Below are 17590 nucleotides of genomic sequence, written 5' to 3'. Positions count from 1 at the left end.
TTGATGTTTTCTGAAGAAAGACGTGAAAAGATATTTGAGAAGGTGGAAAAAGCAGGGCGCGTATTAGCAAAGGACCTGGCAGATGAATTTAGTGTTTCCATCGATTCAATCCGCAGGGATTTATCGATCATGGAGGAAGAAGGGCTAATCAAACGGACCCACGGGGGAGCCATTCCCAACCCAAAAGTCCGCACTAAGCCTCAAGCCCCGTCGAAACGCTACGGAAAAGGAACAGACTATCAACATGCAATCGCGAAAGAAGCTGTTCTGCACATTCAAGAAGATGAGACGATTTTTATAGGAGGGGCCTCCATTCATTACGTGATGCTGAAGTACCTTCCGAGACACATCGCCTTCACCGTTGTGACAAATTCGGTGGAAATCGCCTATCATTTAAGAGAATTTTCCAATATCCAAACCTACCTCATGGGAGGAAGAGTAAAGTCATCCGGAAACATAACGGACGGACTGGCGAATGAGTTTGCCCGACAATTCACTATCGACTTAAGCTTTGCAACGGCGGGAGGGATATCAAGCCGGGGGTTAACTACTTCCACACCTGAAGTTGCGATATTCCACCGAACCGTCTTTGATAACTCCAGAAAGGTCATTGCACTGATGGAGCATACCAAACTAGGGGTGGAACTTTTTACAGGTATGCACGCAATAACGAAGCTGGATCTCGTCATCACAGATGAGGAAGCCTCAAAAGATAAAATTGAGATGATCCGCTCTCAAGGAGTCAGAACCCTCATCGCAAAGGGAGAATGACTGAGATCTCCCCCCATCTAAAGAAGGATGGGGGATTTTTACATACTAAAAAATTCACTATAAAACTAGTCAAAAAGGTTTACCAGTTCAAATATTGAGGTAAATTGGAATTAATTCAAATAATTGTAAAATTTGAAGGGAAGTTAAGTCAGGCAGAGGAGAGGTTGTACTCATGAATTGGTACGTAGCGGCTTTAAAGAAATATGCAGATTTCACAGGAAGGTCGAGAAGAAAGGAATATTGGATGTTTACACTGGTCAATTCCATCATTATGTTCGTTCTCAGTTTTACAGCCAGTTTAGTCGATTCCTCAGGTATAATCTTCATTGTACTTTATGCCATTTATGCACTCGCTGTTTTCGTTCCTTCTTTGGCTGTAACCGTCAGGCGTCTTCATGATACAGGCAGGAGTGGAGCCTGGTATTTCCTTGTATTTGTCCCTGTAGTGGGGGCCATCGTTATACTCGTGTTTATGTGTTTGGATAGTGATCACGGAAGTAACCAATACGGACCTACCCCCAAACACTTCGAGAACATTACGGTCACCACATAGACAAGAAAGGAGAACCCGACAACCGAGGGTTCTCCTTTTCCCGCTTAAGTCCTGTTTACTTATTTACAATGATGTGGTTCTATCAATAAGGGGTCTATGTCCACCATATGCCATTTTGTGGTAAAATCGAAAGGGACACCTCCCAGAAGCAACTATGATATAATTTCTCCTTGTGAAAACATACATAAAAAATGTAAGAGGAAGTGAATGACAGTGAGTTTTGAAGGTCAAAAAATCCTGCCTGCCATACGGTCCATGAAGGACTTTGATAAAATGCTCGAAACATCTTTCCAATATGGTGTGTTCCTCGATCTGCATGTCGGGATGCTGAAAAGTGTTTTCGAATATGCCCGTAGAGAGAATCGAAAGATGTTCTTGCACCTGGATCTCATTCATGGTTTAGCCAGTGATGAGTACGCGGCTGAATATGTCTGTCAGGAAATCAAACCTTATGGCATCATTTCTACCAAAGGTAATGTCATAAAAAAAGCGAGGCAAAAGGGAGTGTATGCCACCCAACGGATGTTTGTGATTGATTCAAGCGCCATGAATCGAAGCATTGAACTGATCCGGAAGACCGATCCTGACTTTATTGAAGTTCTCCCGGGTGTGGTTCCTAAAATCATAAAAGAAATTGGTGGAAAAACGGGCAAGCCCATTTTTGCAGGGGGTCTGATTGATACGATCGAAGAAGTGGAAGCGGCCCTTGAAGCAGGAGCGACCGCCATTACAACCTCTGACCGTGTCCTATGGAAACATTTTGACAGATAAAAAATCATGAAAAACCATTGACACCGCTTTCATTGTGGAGTAATATAAATCACAAGTTAATACGTTGTGAAAGAGATGAAGAGACTCACGTGAAGTGCCTGCCATTTATGGGCATATTCCGTGAGTCTCTTTCTTTTTGATTCAACAAGCTCTGGTAAAGGTCAGAATGAGTAAATAAGTAGGTTACCACATGCATAAAAAGGGTAAACGTGCTAAAAAGCCTCACAAAAGCGAGCATACGCCCTGCCGCGCATTTATTCTTGGAACAGATGTCGTACGCATGTTGTTCATTTGCCTTTGACTACGGAGCAAAAATCTATTGAAACGAGGGATGATACATGAATGCATTTTTAGGAGAAGTGGTTGGAACAGCCATGCTGATTATCTTTGGTGCGGGGGTTTGTGCCAACGTAAACCTTAAGAAATCCTTTGCGTATAACGCAGGATGGATCGTGATCACATTTGGCTGGGGATTAGGTGTTGCCATGAGCGTATATGCTGTCGGACAGTTTAGCGGTGCCCATTTAAATCCGGCTGTCACATTGGGACTTGCCTTTAACGGAGATTTTCCATGGAGTGACGTACCAACATACATCCTTGCTCAAATGATCGGGGCGATCATCGGGGCTTCGATAACGTATTTACACTTTCTGCCTCATTGGCATGCAACAAAGGATCCCGGTGTGAAACTAGGTGTTTTCGCTACAGGTCCTGCCATTCCGCATTATTTTTCAAATTTATTGAGTGAAATCATTGGAACTTTTGTATTAGTAGTAGGATTATTATCCATAGGGGCGAATACCTTTACAGAGGGATTAAATCCATTTATCGTCGGATTCCTGATCATCGCAATCGGAATCTCTCTTGGAGGTACGACCGGGTATGCGATAAACCCGGCTCGTGATCTTGGACCGCGTATCGCTCACTTCATCCTTCCGATTCCTGGAAAGGGACCATCCAACTGGGGATATTCATGGATTCCGGTAGTGGGTCCAGTGTTAGGCGGATCTTTTGGAGGCGTCTTTTATAAAGCCGTTTTCATTGGACAAGTCACGACAAGCTTCTGGGTGGTTCTTGTGATTCTTCTAGCCGTGCTTGGACTTGCCTACGCAAGTGACAGAAAGACCAGTTTAGCTAAAAAAGTACATCAATTATCTACTGAAAATTAATCTATGGAGGGGTTATCAATGGAAAAGTATATTTTATCTTTGGATCAGGGAACTACAAGCTCAAGAGCCATCCTTTTTAATAAAAAAGGGGAAATCGTTCATACTGCCCAAAAGGAGTTTACTCAGCATTTTCCTAAACCGGGCTGGGTAGAACATAGCGCCAATGAAATTTGGGGATCTGTCCTTGCCGTCATTGCAAGCGTTTTATCGGAATCCAGTGTGAAACCCGATCAGATCGAAGGAATCGGGATCACGAATCAACGTGAAACAACCGTCGTATGGGATAAAGAGACCGGTGACCCGGTATATAATGCGATCGTGTGGCAGTCCCGACAAACCGCAGGAATCTGTGAGGAGTTGAAATCACAAGGACTGAACGATACCTTCCGTGATAAAACCGGATTACTGATCGATGCCTATTTCTCCGGTACGAAGGTGAAATGGATCCTCGACAATGTCGAAGGTGTAAAGCAAAAGGCGGAAGAAGGAAAGCTCCTGTTCGGAACGATCGACACCTGGCTGATTTGGAAGATGTCCGGTGGAACCGCTCACGTAACGGACTACTCAAACGCATCCCGGACACTCATGTACAATATCCATGAGTTGAAGTGGGATGAAGAACTCCTTGATATCCTCGGGGTACCGGCAAGTATGCTCCCAGAGGTCCGTCCCTCATCCGAAGTGTATGGGAAGACGGTTCCGTATCATTTCTTCGGGAGGGAAATCCCGATCGCAGGTGCTGCAGGGGATCAGCAAGCGGCATTATTCGGACAGGCGTGTTATGAAAAAGGTATGGCGAAGAACACGTATGGGACAGGCTGCTTTATGCTTATGAACACGGGGGAAAAAGCGGTTAAGTCTGATAATGGACTACTGACCACTCTTGCTTGGGGAATCGACGGAAAGGTCGAATATGCTCTTGAAGGCAGCATTTTCGTTGCCGGTTCTGCCATTCAATGGCTTCGCGACGGTCTTCGTATGCTAAAGGATGCAAAGGACAGCCAGGGCTATGCTGAGAAAGTGGACTCGACGGATGGAGTATATGTTGTCCCTGCCTTTGTAGGTTTGGGAACTCCTTATTGGGACAGTGACGTCCGCGGTGCTGTATTTGGTTTAACACGGGGGACTTCTAAGGAGCACTTTGTAAGAGCCACATTGGAATCACTTGCGTATCAGACGAAAGATGTCTTGACGGCCATGGAAGCGGATTCCGGTATTTCCCTTAAGAAACTCCGTGTCGATGGCGGGGCGGTCAAGAATGATTTCTTAATGCAATTCCAGAGCGATCTTTTATCCGTTCCGGTCGAGCGTCCCGTTGTCAATGAAACCACCGCTCTTGGTGCTGCTTACTTGGCGGGACTTGCCGTCGGATTTTGGAAAGACAGGGATGAAATCTCGAAGCAGTGGCTTAAAGATAAGGAATTCGAACCGGAAATGAAAGTTGAAACCCAGGAAGAATTGTATGCTGGCTGGAAAAAAGCGGTCAAAGCAGCTATGGCTTTTAAATAAATGAATTTTATGATATAATAGCTACAAGTTAATAAAACGGTTAGAGACCAAGAGAGACCAGACTTGCATTATGGCACATTAGGACCATGATGTTTGTTTCGGTCTCTTTTTTTATGGTTAAACAGTAGAGTATAAACTATTACTAAATTCCTTAGGAGGAACCAACTATGACATTTTCAAGCACTGCTAGAACAGAAGTGAAACATACATTGTCCTCGAACCATTTCGACCTGATTGTTATCGGTGGAGGTATTACCGGAGCAGGGATCGCTCTCGATGCATCCAAACGGGGAATGAAGGTTGCCTTGGTGGAAATGCAGGATTTCGCTGCAGGGACCTCCAGCAGATCAACAAAATTAGTCCACGGAGGATTGCGTTATTTAAAGCAATTTGAAGTCAAGATGGTGGCAGAAGTAGGAAAGGAACGTGAAATCGTATACGAAAACGGCCCCCACGTCACCACACCTGAGTGGATGCTTCTACCTCTGCACAAAGGAGGGACATTCGGCAAATTCAGCACATCGATCGGCTTGAAGGTATACGACCACCTTGCTGGTGTAAAGAGAAGTGAAAGACGTTCCATGCTATCTGTATCGGAAACGTTATCAAAAGAACCACTCGTCAAAAAAGACGGCTTGAAAGGCGGCGGGTACTATGTTGAATATCGGACTGACGACGCCCGTTTAACCATCGAAGTAATGAAGGAAGCAGTTGCCCATGGAGCCACAGTCTTAAACTATATGAAATCCCAGCGCTTCCTCTATGACAACAAAAAAGTCGTAGGAATAGAAGCAGAAGACCTCGTCACAGGAGAAACAATTGAAATCCGCGGGTCGAAAATTGTCAATGCTGCCGGTCCTTGGGTTGATGATGTGCGTGGGAAGGATTACAGCACGAATAACAAGCAGCTCCGCCTGACCAAGGGAGTCCACCTTGTCATCGATCAAAGCAAATTCCCTCTCCGACAGGCTGTCTATTTTGATACACCGGATGGACGTATGGTATTTGCGATTCCTCGTGATGGGAAAGCTTATGTAGGGACTACGGATACATTCTTTGACTCTGAGAAAGCATCCCCTCATATGACATCAGAAGACAGGGATTATATCTTGAATGCGATTCACTTCATGTTCCCCGATGTGTCAGTCGGGAAAGAGGATGTGGAATCCAGCTGGGCAGGCGTTCGTCCACTCATATTTGAAAAAGGAAAAGATCCTTCTGAAATTTCACGGAAAGATGAGGTTTGGGAAGCGGAGAGCGGACTGATCACCATTGCCGGTGGTAAACTGACAGGTTACCGCAAGATGGGCGAACACGTCGTTGACCTTGTTTCAAAACGATTAAAAGAAGAAAACAAGCAGAAGTTCCCTGCTTCCTCTACGAAGCATATGCCGATTTCAGGCGGTCATGTGGGGGGCTCGAAGAATTTCCCAACCTTTATTGATCAAAAGGCTGGGGAAGCGATTCAATATGGTTTATCAGAGGCAGAGGGCAGGAAGCTCGCGGGAATGTACGGTTCCAATGTGGATCAGCTATTCAAGCTTGCTCATGCCTATAGTGGTTCCACGGATGAAAGGTCCGTCCCTCCGTATTTGTACGCCCAACTGATTTATGCGATTCAGGAAGAGATGGCTGCGACACCGGTGGATTTCTTCATTAGACGGACAGGTGCTTTATTCTTTGATCGTGAGTGGGTAGAGAAGTGGAAGGAACCAGTCATTGAGATGATGTCCAAATTGTTGAATTGGACTTCTGAACAGAAGTACAAATACACTGCTGATTTAAACGAAGAATTAAAAAATGCAGTAGTACCGGTAGATTTGCAGTCATAAGGATGTAAACGGCAGAAGATATTTCTGCCGTTTTTTTCATTTTTTGTAAGATTTTCTTTTGATGAATGGTAAAATAGGGGGAGAATCCATTTTCCACAGCAGGAGGAATACACAATGGAAGAAGAAAAGAAGAGAAAAAAAGGGAAAGTTTTTATCTCCATTCTCCTTTCATCACTTTTGGCAGCAACCCTCTCATTTTTTATTGAAAGAAACGCTGTGATCACTAAAAAGAGCACGATCAGTCGGCATTTCAAGCAGTTCGCACTCACTGAATTCAACGAGGACGTGAATATAGTGTTAGAGAAAGAGGTCGGGGAACAATATCTTATTCTCTATACCCATCGTGATAGAAATAAAGAGAAGGAAATCGGATTGGTGCGGTATAAAAAAATGAAACTCATTCCCCTTTATGAATTTGAACAATACTATCAACCTCAGGAATCTTCCTTAGGTACCGACTCACTGAACAATTACCAGTTTATTGTATACGGCAACAGAGAAGAATTGGATGCAGATTACTTTACATATCGAAAGAATATTGAGTTTAAACACGTAAGCTTGACAGCAAAGGACTTCTTCATCCATATCGAAACATTTGAAGATATGTTTCTTGTTCCGAGAGTGAATTTCTATTCTAAAGATAGTGGAATCGTCGCTTCAACCCGTGCAAAATAAATTATGCTTACAATTATATAAATATATGAAATGAGGCTGAAATCGTCTAAACCCTGGACTTCATTTCCCTAGAGAAGAATACATCCTTCCTGAGGGATGTTGTGTGAGAGAAACAGATGCTGTAGATTAAGGGTAGAAATTGACACGACTCCTCGTTAAAAAGGCAGGCTTCAATGGGATGAAGCCTGCCTTTTTTTTGTTATGTAATAGAAAAACGTTCATGTATATGACATCTTATTGCTATACTGATAGAAGAAGGGAGGAGGATACATGAATCAGAAGATTGCTGTGGTGACGGGATCGAACAGTGGATTTGGTTTACTATCGTCGCTTGAACTCGCACAGATTGGGTTTACGGTGATTGCCACAATGAGAGATGTCCACAAAGATGAGGATTTGATATCTCAGGCGAAAATATTCGGAGTGGAAAAATCCATACATATTCATTCATTGGATGTCACCTCTGAAGAATCCATAAAGGAATTTTCAAGCATGATTGCTAAAATCGGGAGGGTCGATCTCCTCCTGAATAATGCGGGTTATGCCGGTGGAGGGTTTGCCGAGGAAGTCAGTATAGAAGAATTCCGCGCACAATTTGAAACGAATGTATTTGGTGCGATGAGGGTCACTCAGCTTGTGCTTCCATATATGAGAAAGCAGGGAAAAGGGAAGATCATCAATATGGGCAGCATTAGCGGAAGAATCGGATTCCCTGGTCTAAGTCCTTATGTGTCCTCCAAACATGCCCTTGAAGGATATAGTGAAAGTCTTCGTTTGGAGCTGAAACCATTTGGCATTGACGTACATCTTATTGAACCCGGTTCTTATCGGACAAATATATGGACATCAGGAAAAAAAGTTGCCAATCGCTCATTGGAGAAACATTCACCCTATTATTTTTACATGAAGGCAATCAATGCAGAAATTGAATCCGGGGAAGATTCGCTTGGAGATCCAAGAGAGGTAGCTTCTATCGTAGGTGAACTGGCCCAATATAAAAGGAACACCTTCAGAATTCCCATCGGCAAAGGAATTCGTTTAATGTTACTCCTCAAAAATCTTCTTCCTTGGAATATTCTAGAAAAGGCTATCCTCAAAAAACTACGCATAAAAAACGGAACGTGAACGGATATATACATCTAAACATCCAACCGATGGATGTCTGAAAATAAAGAAATTAATACAAAGGAAGGAGAATTTTGTCAAAACGGCGAATATGCTTAAGGTGATTCCTTATGATGAAGGGAAGAGTCGGTGGGATGCAGGTGGATTCCACATGATGGGAGGTGAATGAATGAACGATTGGAAAGGGGCATCAGCCCTTTGCATGAATGAAGGTCGTTTACTGATGGTATTACAGGGAAAAGAACATGAAGAGAAGCGATGGTCGGTCCCTTCAGGCGGACTGGAAGAAGGGGAAAGCCTCAGGGAGTGCTGTAAGCGAGAAGTCTGGGAGGAGACCGGTTATGAGGTGGAGGTAGGCAAACACCTCTACACTAAGTGGGGATGTGAAGGGAGCATTTCCACGACCATTCATTATTATGAAGTTCAGCTCCTTGGAGGAAAAGCCACTCTTCAAGATCCTGATCAGTTAATACATAAGATTGAATGGGTTTCCTTACATGAATTGAAAGATCTGCCCCTGGGCTTTCCTGAGGACCATTCCATCCTTGAAGCCTATATGATCAAGAAACAAAACATACAATGGCAATAAGGAATCGTACTGTTTTCTCAAAAGAACACATGAGAGAATACAATTATAAAGGAGAGATTAGAATGGTAAAACGTACTGGTGAAGTCATCATGGGAGTGATCGGCATCGTCTTGTCCGCATTATTCTCAATCATTGGGATTGTACTGAACATGGGAATGAACAGTCCAGAGGTCATGTCCGAAATCGAGGAGGGAATGGCGAGTGACCCGAATCTGCAGGAATCAGGGATGACGGCAGGAGATATGAATTCCATCATGGAAGCGGCTGAGTCGATGGGATCGTACCTGGTGATTTTGGGCATTATTGCTTCTATCCTTGGCATCATAGCCGTATTGACTATCGTCAAAAATAAGAAACCGGTACTATCCGGTATCATGTTCATCATTGCTGCTCTAGTGATCGGACTTGGAACAATCGGTTTCGGTTTCATTCCTGGACTTTTATTCTTAATTGCGGGCATCATGGCATTTGTTCGTAAGCCCAAGAAAACGGACCCGGTTTATTAATACATAAAGATTAGAGAATTTTCTTTAATCTTTCATTTAATGCCCGGTCCCATCTTGCTTTCCGCCGGAAAATGTACTATCTTAAAATGAGAGCATAATAAAAACAAGAGACACTGGCTGCAACCAATGTCTCCTGCTACACAGCAAACTGCAAGGAAAGCAGTGGCCCAATAGAGAAAGGAATATAACTCTACCCTTCAAAGTTTAGGCGCTTCATGAGGGTGGGGTTATTTCTTTTTATCATTCGAAATAACTATGGCAATGATGGAGACAATTAAAGAGCCAAAGGTTATCATCAGCGTTAACGCCTCATACGTTGTCACTATAAGCACCACCTCCTTCTATAAGGAAGTGGCCACTCCCACCCTACATTCACTGTATACTCCAAATTATATCACTAACACCCCTCACCCTTTATAGGCAGGAAGTAGGAAAAGCCTGACCCTGTCAAAAAAACATACAACCCCAGTGTTGACCATTCATCTACTACAATTATTTCAAACTTTCCTCGAAATATGTTAGCATAGATATGCTCATATTAAACGATTACATAACATCACGATACTCGAGGAGGAATACACGATGAAACAGCGTATAGAATTAGTAAAAGAGTGGTTAAAGGAAGAGAAAATTGATGCAGCATTTATAAATTCAACTGAAAATGTATTTTACTTAACGAATTTCCATACAGATCCGCATGAGCGATTAATGGGACTGTTTATATTCCCAGATGCAGACCCTTTTGTAGTCGTTCCAGGAATGGAAGCGAGACAAGTGAAGGATGCCGGGTGGGGCAGCGAAGTGATTGGTTATTCAGACCACGAAAATCCTTGGGACTTTATAAAAGAAGCCATTCAGTCAAGAAACATTTCAGGCAATAAGGTGGCTTTCGAAAACGAAGTCGTAACGTATGGACGCAGTCAGTCATTCTTAAACATCTTTGATACACCCAATGTAGTGAATGTAGAAGACAAACTAAACGAGATGCGCGTAGTGAAGGACGAGAAAGAAATTGAAATCATGCGTCGAGCGGCAGAAATGGCGGACTTCGGGGTGGAAGTAGGTGTAAGCGCCCTTAAAGAAGGCATTACCGAAATGGAGGTCCTTGCCAAGATTGAATATGAATTAAAGAAAAAAGGGATTCGTGAAATGTCGTTTTCAACTATGGTTCTGTTCGGTGAAAAAGCGGGCGATCCACATGGAAATCCGGGAGACCGCAAGCTGAAAGCAGGAGATTTTGTCCTGTTTGATCTCGGGGTTGTCCTTGAAGGGTACACTTCTGATATTACCCGCACATTCGCATATAAGTCAGTATCAGAGAAACAAAAGGACATTTACAACACTGTTCTAAAAGCAGAGCTCGCTTCTCTAGAAGCGAGCAGACCAGGCAACCGGATAGGGGACCTGGATCAAATCGCACGAGATATTATTTCAGATGCGGGGTACGGCGACTATTTCCCACATCGAATCGGACACGGCCTGGGAATCAATGTTCATGAATTCCCTTCCATGAGTCATTTAAATGATGGCATCTTAAAAGAAGGAATGACATACACAATCGAGCCAGGAATCTACGTACCGGAAATCGGCGGTGTAAGAATTGAAGATGACGTCCTTATTACCAAGGATGGTCACGTCACGTTAACGAACTATCCTAAAGAACTTCAGATAATCGAATAAATATAAAAAGAAGGCTGACGTTTGATGAGCGTCAGCCTCCTTTTTTATATTGCCTATTATCTCTTCCAAGATCATCTATTCTGTTTTATTGCCAGAAATCAAAAATCAATCATTTTATTAAAAGTGAAACTTTTATTCAAAAGGTCCGTATATACAGTGGAAGCAACACACAGGGAGGACGACATACATGAAAAAATTACTGATGCTCATTGCTTGCAGCTTTTTCACACTGACAGGCTGTGGCATTCTAGAAGAAGCAAACAACAGTTTGACATATGTAGACGAGATGACCGATTACCTGAATGAGGCTGAACAGTTCGTAAATGACCTTCCAGGTTTAATGGAAAATGCCGCTGCTGATTCATCTGCCATTCCGAAGCTGGAGACAAGGTTGGTCGATATGAAAAATGAAATCAAGGAAATCAACGAATTAACCCCCCCTAAATTGGCAGAAGACATCCACAAAAATGTGGAGGGATATAATCAAGAAGCGTTGGAAGGGATCGATCGGGCATTAGTCGAAATTGATAAGGGCGAAGTTCAAATGTCGGAGCTTAAAAATCTTGAAATCGTGAATACATTCAATCAGCTTCAGGAAATTAAAGGAAACTTAGAGAATCTGGGTCAATGATGGACGGGTGTTACAGATGGGTCTGTAACACCTTTTTACTGGAGTTTTCACACGGAATGAATCCATACATACCTTTAAGGAACAGCCATTCCAATCAATGGACGGTTGTTTCATGTTTTTATAGAACAAGAGTTCTTTAAAATGATATAATGATAAAATCAACAAAAGGAAAAGGAGGATGTTATGAAAGTCGTTATAGCTGAGAAACCCGACCAAGGAGCAACCCTTGCCAAGCCTTTCTCCCATCGGAAACGTCAAGGATATATCGAGATTCATGCAAACGAGGTGTTCCCTAAAGGCGCATATATTACCTGGGCTGTGGGACACCTTTTTCAGCTACAGGCCCCTGAGAAATATGAAGGCAAATGGAAGAAATGGTCACTGGACGACCTGCCGATCATTCCTCTCAGATTTCAATATGAGTTGCAGAGGGCAAAAGCGAAACAATTCTCCGTCATTAAAGACCTTCTTAAGAAAAGGGAAGTAACAGAAATCATTCATGCGGGTGATGCGGGACGTGAAGGGGAGTTAATCATCCGGAATATCATCTCCATGTCCAAGGTGCAGAAACCTATGAAAAGACTGTGGATTTCTTCTCTGACTGAGAAGGCGATCATTCAAGGATTCGAAAGCTTACGGGAAGAAGCAGAAATGAGAAGCCTCTATCATGAAGCTTATTCCAGGGCCTGTGCCGATTGGCTGGTAGGTATGAATGCATCAAGGGTGTACAGCATTCTGCTCAAGCAACAGGGAATGTCGGATGTTTTCTCTGCAGGCAGGGTTCAAACTCCTACACTGGCCCTGATCGTGAGGCGCGACGAAGAGATTGAGCGTTTTAAAAGTGAACCCTTCTGGGAAGTGAAAGCTCACTTTCAAATCGGAGATCACTCTTATGAAGGGACATGGCAAAAGGATGGAGAGAGCCGAATTCAATCCCGGGAGCTGGCCGAGAAGATAGCCTCTTTCTGCCAAAACAAGCAGGCAATCGTAAAAACGATGAAGATTGAACGAAAAGAGTTTGCACCACCCTTACTATTCAACCTTTCATCCCTTCAAGCTACCATCAATAAAATGTATAAGTTCTCACCCAAGAAAACATTGGATGTTCTGCAGAAGCTTTACCAAAAGGGGATCGTATCGTATCCAAGATCGGATTCCCAGTATGTAACGAAAGGGGAGGCTGAGACCTTTCCGGAAATATTGTCCAAACTGAAAAAGTTCAGTCCTTACAACAAGTGGATTCCCACTCCTCATGCAAGCTTATTGAACAATAAGCGATTTGTGAATGAAGCAAAGGTATCGGATCATTACGCCATCATCCCGACTGAACAGGTAACAGATCCTGTTTCCTTATCAGAAGACGAAAAGAAAATATATGATTTGGTGATTAAGCGCTTCATCGCAGCACATCATGACAAAGCCATCATGAATTACAGCACTATTACTACGCTGGTAGATGAGAGGGCTGAGTTTGTTTCTAAAGGAAAGCAGATTCTACAGGATGGATGGCGGCAGGTCCTCATGCAAAACGAAAAGGAAGAAGAACCGCTCCTGCCTCCCGTACAAGAACAGGACAAAGGAGTAGTAAAGAAAGTCTTGACCAAGGAAGGAAAAACACAGCCTCCCAAACGATACACAGAAGGACAGCTGATCACCCTGATGAAGACAGCAGGAAAACATATGGAAAATGATGAGCTTGAAAAAGTGCTGAAACAGACAGAGGGACTTGGTACAGAGGCTACACGGGCAGGAATCATCACGATGCTTAAAGATCGTAAGTACATTGATATTCAAAAGAATATTGTGTATCCAACCGACAAAGCTAAGGTTTTAATACGGGCGATCGGGGAGAATGTGTTAGCCTCAGCTGAAATGACGGCCAAATGGGAGCAGCGCCTTCAAGAGATCGGAAAAGGAAAGGCATCTGCACCAGAATTTATGGAACAAGTGAAAAAATTAAGCGATCGCCTTGTTCACAATGCCCTTCAGGAAGCCACCACATGGAACTTCGAAGATCTTGATACTGAATCCATTCAACGAACGAAGGGTAGAAAAGGGAAAAGCATCCCCAAAACGAGCCTCGGTAACTGTTTGAAATGTGGGGGTAAGGTGATTGATAAAGGAAAATTCTATGGTTGTTCCAACTATCAAAATACAAAATGCAGCTTTACCATTTCCAAAATCATTCTGTCGAAGAGAATAACACAGAAGATCGTCAAAAAAGTATTGACCGATGGTAAATCCGATCGCATAGACGGATTTAAAAAAGGCGAGAAAGAATTTTCAGCTTATCTGAGCTGGGATTCGAATCAGAAAAAAATTCACTTTCAATTCGATATAAACTAACAAGCACCAAGACTCCGTTCCAAACGGAGTCTCTTTATATTGTCAGCCATTCCTAAGGAGACCAATAATAATCAGTAGGAAGTTTATTTTTATGTGAAATGGATAAAACAATAGAGTGATAAGAATACAGAGAATAAAAATGGAGGGTATACAATGAAAAAAATATTAATGGTCTTAACAAATGAAAGCAAAATCGACGAAGAACACGAAACAGGCCTTTGGTTATCTGAATTCGCTGAACCATATGAAGAATTCACCAATCAAGGTTTTGGTGTAGACGTGGCCAGTTTAAAGGGCGGCCGCATCCCATTGGATCCAAACAGCCTTGATGATGAGCAAGTGGAAAAATGGAAAGGGGTCACAAAAGAACTTGACCAAACGCTTGTCCTTTCTCAATTGAATGTAAACGAATATGCCGGTATCTTCTTACCAGGAGGGCATGGAACCATGTTTGACCTGCCTGATAGTCCTGAACTGCAACAGGCATTAGCCCACTTTGCTGAAAATGATAAAGCGATCGGTTCTGTATGCCACGGTCCAGCTGGATTTGTCGGCACGAAATTATCAAATGGTAAATGGCTGGTTGAGGGGAAAAGCTTGACTGCATTCACAAACGAAGAAGAGCAGCAAACGGGTCTGGACTCACTGATGCCTTTCTTATTAGAAACAAAATTGAGAGAGCAGGGAGCTCAATTTGAAAAGTCAGAAGCGTGGAGCGATCATGTGATCACCGATGGTAAATTCGTGACAGGTCAAAACCCGCAATCCAGTCAGTCCGCAGCAGAAGCATTCGTAAAAGTATTATAAACATTCTTTTTCATAGATTCTTCTCGGGAGCATGGGTCAAACCCATGCTCTTTTTTTATCCCATCTACATTGTCCTCTTTTCCATCATCATATGTGATAAAATCGGGAGAAGAATACAGTGGGGAGGAGAAGCAAATGCAGACGATTCGGGTCATCATACAAGTGGCACTTCTATGTTTATTTTATGAAATTGGAAAGTGGTGTACAGCATTCTTTCATTTACCGATACCCGGAAGCATCATCGGAATGCTTCTATTGTTTCTATTATTATTAACGGGTGTAATGAATGAACGTTTACTGCTGGAAGGTTCAGGATTCTTTTTAAGACACTTCTCCTTCTTTTTCCTGCCTTTATCAGTTAGTGCCATTGTTCTCGGACCGTATTTTATCGAATATGGTTGGAAGCTGGTTACCATCCTTGTTGTCAGCGGGGTGACCGGATTCGTGGCCACTGCTGTTTCAGCAGAGGGATTCATCAGATGGAAGGAGAAAAGAAAGTATGATCGAGCTCATTAATTCACTCGTCACAATAGGTCTTACGCTCTTATATTTTTTCTTGGGTGTCAGGATTCACAAACAATGGCCCCATCCATTCACGATTCCTATCTTCTTGAGTACGATTGCGATGATTGTCACGCTACTCGCTTTGGATATCCCATACAAACGGTTTGCACATGACACGTCACTCATCACCTATTTACTTGGACCTGCAACGGTTGCACTTGCATACCCCCTCTATCAGCATCGTCAATTGCTTTCAAGAAACCTTCACCCCATCCTTATGGGCATTCTGTTCGGAAGTGGCTTATCCATGCTGGTATCCTATTATGTAAGCATCTGGTTGGGGATTCCATCCGACTGGAACCGTTCCTTACTGATCAAGACGATTACGACCCCGGTAGCTGTTGATATCGGGAGCGTAATCGGCGCAAAGATCGAGGTCATTCCGACGGTTGTCATCGTCACGGGGATGATTGGTGCGATGATCATCCCGTCGATCCTGAAGTGGATGGGCATTAACCATCCTATTGCCAGGGGGCTGCCATTCGGTGTCATTTCCCATGGGGTCGGGACAGCACAAGCCATCAAAGAAGGAGAAAGAGAAGGAGCAGTGAGCGGCGCTGCCATGGCGTTGACGGCAACCATCATGTCCTTTGTCATTCCCATTCTATTTCTCTTGGTTTGATAACAGATCCTGAGGGAGAAGCTAATGAAGGTACACACCCTAAATGAACAAAGGAGAGGCCGGCCAGTGAAACAATTACTTATGAAAATGAGAAAAGGGATATGGGTCGTTCCTGCCCTTTACAGTTCAGCTTCATTGGCATTGGCCATCCTCACGGTATCACTTGATACGTACTGGATCCATAAAGTCGAACCATTTTTACCGGTCATGATGCTGACGAGCATCGATCTTGCCCAGACGGTGCTAAGTGCGATCGCATCATCCCTGCTTACCATGACAACCTTTACGTTCTCAACAGTGATGGTTGTTTTAACCACCTATTCATCTCAATTCTCACCAAGGACCCTCCAAAATTTCGTCAAAGACAAAACGACTATGAGAGGACTTGGCATTTTTCTCGGCGGCTTTATCTATTCCATCATTTCCCTCTTATTCATGAGACAGAGCCTCGAGGAGCACCTCGTATCTTCTGCCTTTATTGGTGTTTTGTATGCAATCGTTTGTTTGGCTTTCTTTGCTTACTTCATTCACCACATTGCAACCTCCATTCAAATCAGCCGTTTAATACAACGATTGGAGGAGGAAGCGTTAAACGTGATCGATTACTACCACTCCATTCAACAAGATCAGGATGTAAAGCCGTATAATACCATTCCGGTGCACTATAAGGCGACTAGTAAAGTCCCTTCCCATACATCAGGTTTCATTCAATATATTGATTTTTCAGGGTTGGTGAATGAAGCGTCTCAAAACGATGTTCTCCTCCATTTTGAAAAGGGGATTGGCGATTTTGTCAAACAAGGGGAAACCCTTTTCACCATACATAGTCATCAAAAAATCGAAGAAGATTTCATTTCCTACATATTTTCTCGGGAGGGAACGGATGGGGGAGTATGACCTTGCCTATTCTCTCCAGAAGATTGTTGAAGTGGCCTTGAGGGCCATTTCTCCCGGAATAAATGACCCCAACACAGCGAGGGATTCAATCAAGTATTTAGGCCTTATCCTGAGCGAGACTCACGGAATAAGGGACGGGATTCTCACGTTACGTGATGATGATCATAAGCCCCGTGTATCAGTGACTGTATTTACATTCAACCATATTCTATATAACACCTATTATCAAATTGTCCATTATGGTAAAGGCGATATTTCTGTCATTCTGTCCATCATGGACTCGCTTATTATGATTCATCAAGAAGTTGATATGGAACGTAAACAGATCGTGTATGATTTTCATCAATATGTTCTGCACGGTATGGATATGGATCAAATGCAGGAATGGGATCTATACTATTTAAATGAAAGGATCGAAAGGTTGAAACCCTACCAAACAGAAAATCGGGGAGATTGACTGGCATACATACATCTGTGGCAATACGATGGAAAGCCAGGTTCTTTCCCTTTAAAAATGCACGATGTTTATGTATAGTAAGGGAA

Annotated in this window: 19 protein-coding genes; 18 read left to right on the top strand and 1 reads right to left on the bottom strand. The window is 43.2% G+C overall.

The window, feature by feature from the left end; all coding sequences use genetic code 11:
• Nucleotides 1-3 precede the first annotated feature (3 nt).
• The 10 genes from CN378_RS11695 to CN378_RS11650 all read left to right on the top strand — a co-directional run bounded on the left by CN378_RS11695 (nucleotide 4) and on the right by CN378_RS11650 (nucleotide 9500).
• A complete protein-coding gene (locus CN378_RS11695) occupies nucleotides 4-771 on the top strand; it encodes a DeoR/GlpR family DNA-binding transcription regulator (protein ID WP_098352109.1) in 768 nt (255 codons plus the stop codon).
• Between the two features lie 172 nt (nucleotides 772-943).
• Nucleotides 944-1324, top strand: coding sequence for a DUF805 domain-containing protein (locus CN378_RS11690; RefSeq protein ID WP_098352107.1), 381 nt, complete (start codon nucleotides 944-946; stop codon nucleotides 1322-1324).
• A 213-nt stretch (nucleotides 1325-1537) separates the two neighbouring features.
• A complete protein-coding gene (locus tag CN378_RS11685; RefSeq protein ID WP_098352332.1) occupies nucleotides 1538-2095 on the top strand; it encodes a glycerol-3-phosphate responsive antiterminator in 558 nt (185 codons plus the stop codon).
• Between the two features lie 338 nt (nucleotides 2096-2433).
• Nucleotides 2434-3264: an MIP/aquaporin family protein gene (locus tag CN378_RS11680; protein ID WP_098352105.1), complete on the top strand. Its 831-nt coding sequence runs from the start codon at nucleotides 2434-2436 to the stop codon at nucleotides 3262-3264.
• Between the two features lie 18 nt (nucleotides 3265-3282).
• Entirely contained in the window at nucleotides 3283-4773 is a 1491-nt protein-coding gene (gene glpK / locus CN378_RS11675) for a glycerol kinase GlpK (protein WP_098352103.1), read from the top strand.
• Nucleotides 4774-4940: 167 nt separating this feature from the next.
• The gene (locus tag CN378_RS11670) at nucleotides 4941-6605 is read left to right on the top strand and encodes a glycerol-3-phosphate dehydrogenase/oxidase (protein WP_098352101.1); all 1665 of its coding nucleotides are present in this window, start codon (nucleotides 4941-4943) and stop codon (nucleotides 6603-6605) included.
• A gap of 114 nt (nucleotides 6606-6719) precedes the next feature.
• On the top strand, nucleotides 6720-7280 hold the full coding sequence (locus CN378_RS11665; RefSeq protein ID WP_098352099.1) for a hypothetical protein: 561 nt from the start codon (nucleotides 6720-6722) through the stop codon (nucleotides 7278-7280).
• Between the two features lie 270 nt (nucleotides 7281-7550).
• Nucleotides 7551-8405 (top strand): SDR family oxidoreductase, encoded by an 855-nt coding sequence (locus tag CN378_RS11660; RefSeq protein ID WP_098352097.1) that lies wholly within the window; start codon nucleotides 7551-7553, stop codon nucleotides 8403-8405.
• Between the two features lie 169 nt (nucleotides 8406-8574).
• Entirely contained in the window at nucleotides 8575-8994 is a 420-nt protein-coding gene (locus CN378_RS11655; protein ID WP_098352095.1) for an NUDIX hydrolase, read from the top strand.
• Nucleotides 8995-9056: 62 nt separating this feature from the next.
• On the top strand, nucleotides 9057-9500 hold the full coding sequence (locus tag CN378_RS11650; RefSeq protein WP_098352093.1) for a DUF4064 domain-containing protein: 444 nt from the start codon (nucleotides 9057-9059) through the stop codon (nucleotides 9498-9500).
• Between the two features lie 227 nt (nucleotides 9501-9727).
• Here the strand turns inward: CN378_RS11650 and CN378_RS22940 are convergent, their stop codons facing one another.
• Complete coding sequence (locus CN378_RS22940; protein WP_224940763.1) at nucleotides 9728-9823, bottom strand: putative holin-like toxin; 96 nt, start codon at nucleotides 9821-9823, stop codon at nucleotides 9728-9730.
• Nucleotides 9824-10082: 259 nt separating this feature from the next.
• Here CN378_RS22940 and CN378_RS11645 point away from each other — a divergent pair, with 259 nt between their 5' ends.
• The 8 genes from CN378_RS11645 to CN378_RS11610 all read left to right on the top strand — a co-directional run bounded on the left by CN378_RS11645 (nucleotide 10083) and on the right by CN378_RS11610 (nucleotide 17504).
• On the top strand, nucleotides 10083-11180 hold the full coding sequence (locus tag CN378_RS11645) for a M24 family metallopeptidase (protein WP_098352091.1): 1098 nt from the start codon (nucleotides 10083-10085) through the stop codon (nucleotides 11178-11180).
• Between the two features lie 187 nt (nucleotides 11181-11367).
• On the top strand, nucleotides 11368-11811 hold the full coding sequence (locus CN378_RS11640) for a DUF6376 family protein (RefSeq protein WP_098352089.1): 444 nt from the start codon (nucleotides 11368-11370) through the stop codon (nucleotides 11809-11811).
• Between the two features lie 183 nt (nucleotides 11812-11994).
• Entirely contained in the window at nucleotides 11995-14157 is a 2163-nt protein-coding gene (locus tag CN378_RS11635) for a DNA topoisomerase III (protein ID WP_098352087.1), read from the top strand.
• A 153-nt stretch (nucleotides 14158-14310) separates the two neighbouring features.
• On the top strand, nucleotides 14311-14964 hold the full coding sequence (locus tag CN378_RS11630) for a type 1 glutamine amidotransferase domain-containing protein (protein WP_098352085.1): 654 nt from the start codon (nucleotides 14311-14313) through the stop codon (nucleotides 14962-14964).
• Nucleotides 14965-15099: 135 nt separating this feature from the next.
• Nucleotides 15100-15480 (top strand): CidA/LrgA family protein, encoded by a 381-nt coding sequence (locus CN378_RS11625; RefSeq protein WP_098352084.1) that lies wholly within the window; start codon nucleotides 15100-15102, stop codon nucleotides 15478-15480.
• Entirely contained in the window at nucleotides 15464-16150 is a 687-nt protein-coding gene (locus tag CN378_RS11620) for an LrgB family protein (RefSeq protein WP_098352082.1), read from the top strand. Before CN378_RS11625 ends, CN378_RS11620 begins: the two co-directional genes overlap by 17 nt.
• A gap of 66 nt (nucleotides 16151-16216) precedes the next feature.
• The gene (locus CN378_RS11615; protein ID WP_179884888.1) at nucleotides 16217-17047 is read left to right on the top strand and encodes a DUF2254 domain-containing protein; all 831 of its coding nucleotides are present in this window, start codon (nucleotides 16217-16219) and stop codon (nucleotides 17045-17047) included.
• Nucleotides 17034-17504, top strand: coding sequence for a DUF2254 family protein (locus tag CN378_RS11610; protein ID WP_179884887.1), 471 nt, complete (start codon nucleotides 17034-17036; stop codon nucleotides 17502-17504). The genes CN378_RS11615 and CN378_RS11610 overlap by 14 nt, the downstream gene beginning before the upstream one ends.
• Nucleotides 17505-17590: the final 86 nt, after the last annotated feature.

The sequence above is a fragment of the Bacillus sp. AFS015802 genome (assembly GCF_002561455.1).
GTDB lineage: Bacteria > Bacillota > Bacilli > Bacillales > Bacillaceae_B > Rossellomorea.
This window is presented reverse-complemented; position numbering and strand designations above follow the sequence as displayed.

Bases quoted from the DNA above. Each gene is read 5' to 3' on its own strand.
- CN378_RS11650 (WP_098352093.1), top strand. From the start codon at position 9,057: ATGGTAAAACGTACTGGTGAAGTCATCATGGGAGTGATCGGCATCGTC.
- CN378_RS11620 (WP_098352082.1), top strand. From the start codon at position 15,464: ATGATCGAGCTCATTAATTCACTCGTCACAATAGGTCTTACGCTCTTA.
- CN378_RS11610 (WP_179884887.1), top strand. From the start codon at position 17,034: ATGGGGGAGTATGACCTTGCCTATTCTCTCCAGAAGATTGTTGAAGTG.
- glpK (WP_098352103.1), top strand. From the start codon at position 3,283: ATGGAAAAGTATATTTTATCTTTGGATCAGGGAACTACAAGCTCAAGA.
- CN378_RS11695 (WP_098352109.1), top strand. From the start codon at position 4: ATGTTTTCTGAAGAAAGACGTGAAAAGATATTTGAGAAGGTGGAAAAA.
- CN378_RS11670 (WP_098352101.1), top strand. From the start codon at position 4,941: ATGACATTTTCAAGCACTGCTAGAACAGAAGTGAAACATACATTGTCC.
- CN378_RS11645 (WP_098352091.1), top strand. From the start codon at position 10,083: ATGAAACAGCGTATAGAATTAGTAAAAGAGTGGTTAAAGGAAGAGAAA.
- CN378_RS11635 (WP_098352087.1), top strand. From the start codon at position 11,995: ATGAAAGTCGTTATAGCTGAGAAACCCGACCAAGGAGCAACCCTTGCC.
- CN378_RS11625 (WP_098352084.1), top strand. From the start codon at position 15,100: ATGCAGACGATTCGGGTCATCATACAAGTGGCACTTCTATGTTTATTT.
- CN378_RS11690 (WP_098352107.1), top strand. From the start codon at position 944: ATGAATTGGTACGTAGCGGCTTTAAAGAAATATGCAGATTTCACAGGA.
- CN378_RS11665 (WP_098352099.1), top strand. From the start codon at position 6,720: ATGGAAGAAGAAAAGAAGAGAAAAAAAGGGAAAGTTTTTATCTCCATT.
- CN378_RS11630 (WP_098352085.1), top strand. From the start codon at position 14,311: ATGAAAAAAATATTAATGGTCTTAACAAATGAAAGCAAAATCGACGAA.
- CN378_RS11680 (WP_098352105.1), top strand. From the start codon at position 2,434: ATGAATGCATTTTTAGGAGAAGTGGTTGGAACAGCCATGCTGATTATC.
- CN378_RS11655 (WP_098352095.1), top strand. From the start codon at position 8,575: ATGAACGATTGGAAAGGGGCATCAGCCCTTTGCATGAATGAAGGTCGT.
- CN378_RS11640 (WP_098352089.1), top strand. From the start codon at position 11,368: ATGAAAAAATTACTGATGCTCATTGCTTGCAGCTTTTTCACACTGACA.
- CN378_RS11660 (WP_098352097.1), top strand. From the start codon at position 7,551: ATGAATCAGAAGATTGCTGTGGTGACGGGATCGAACAGTGGATTTGGT.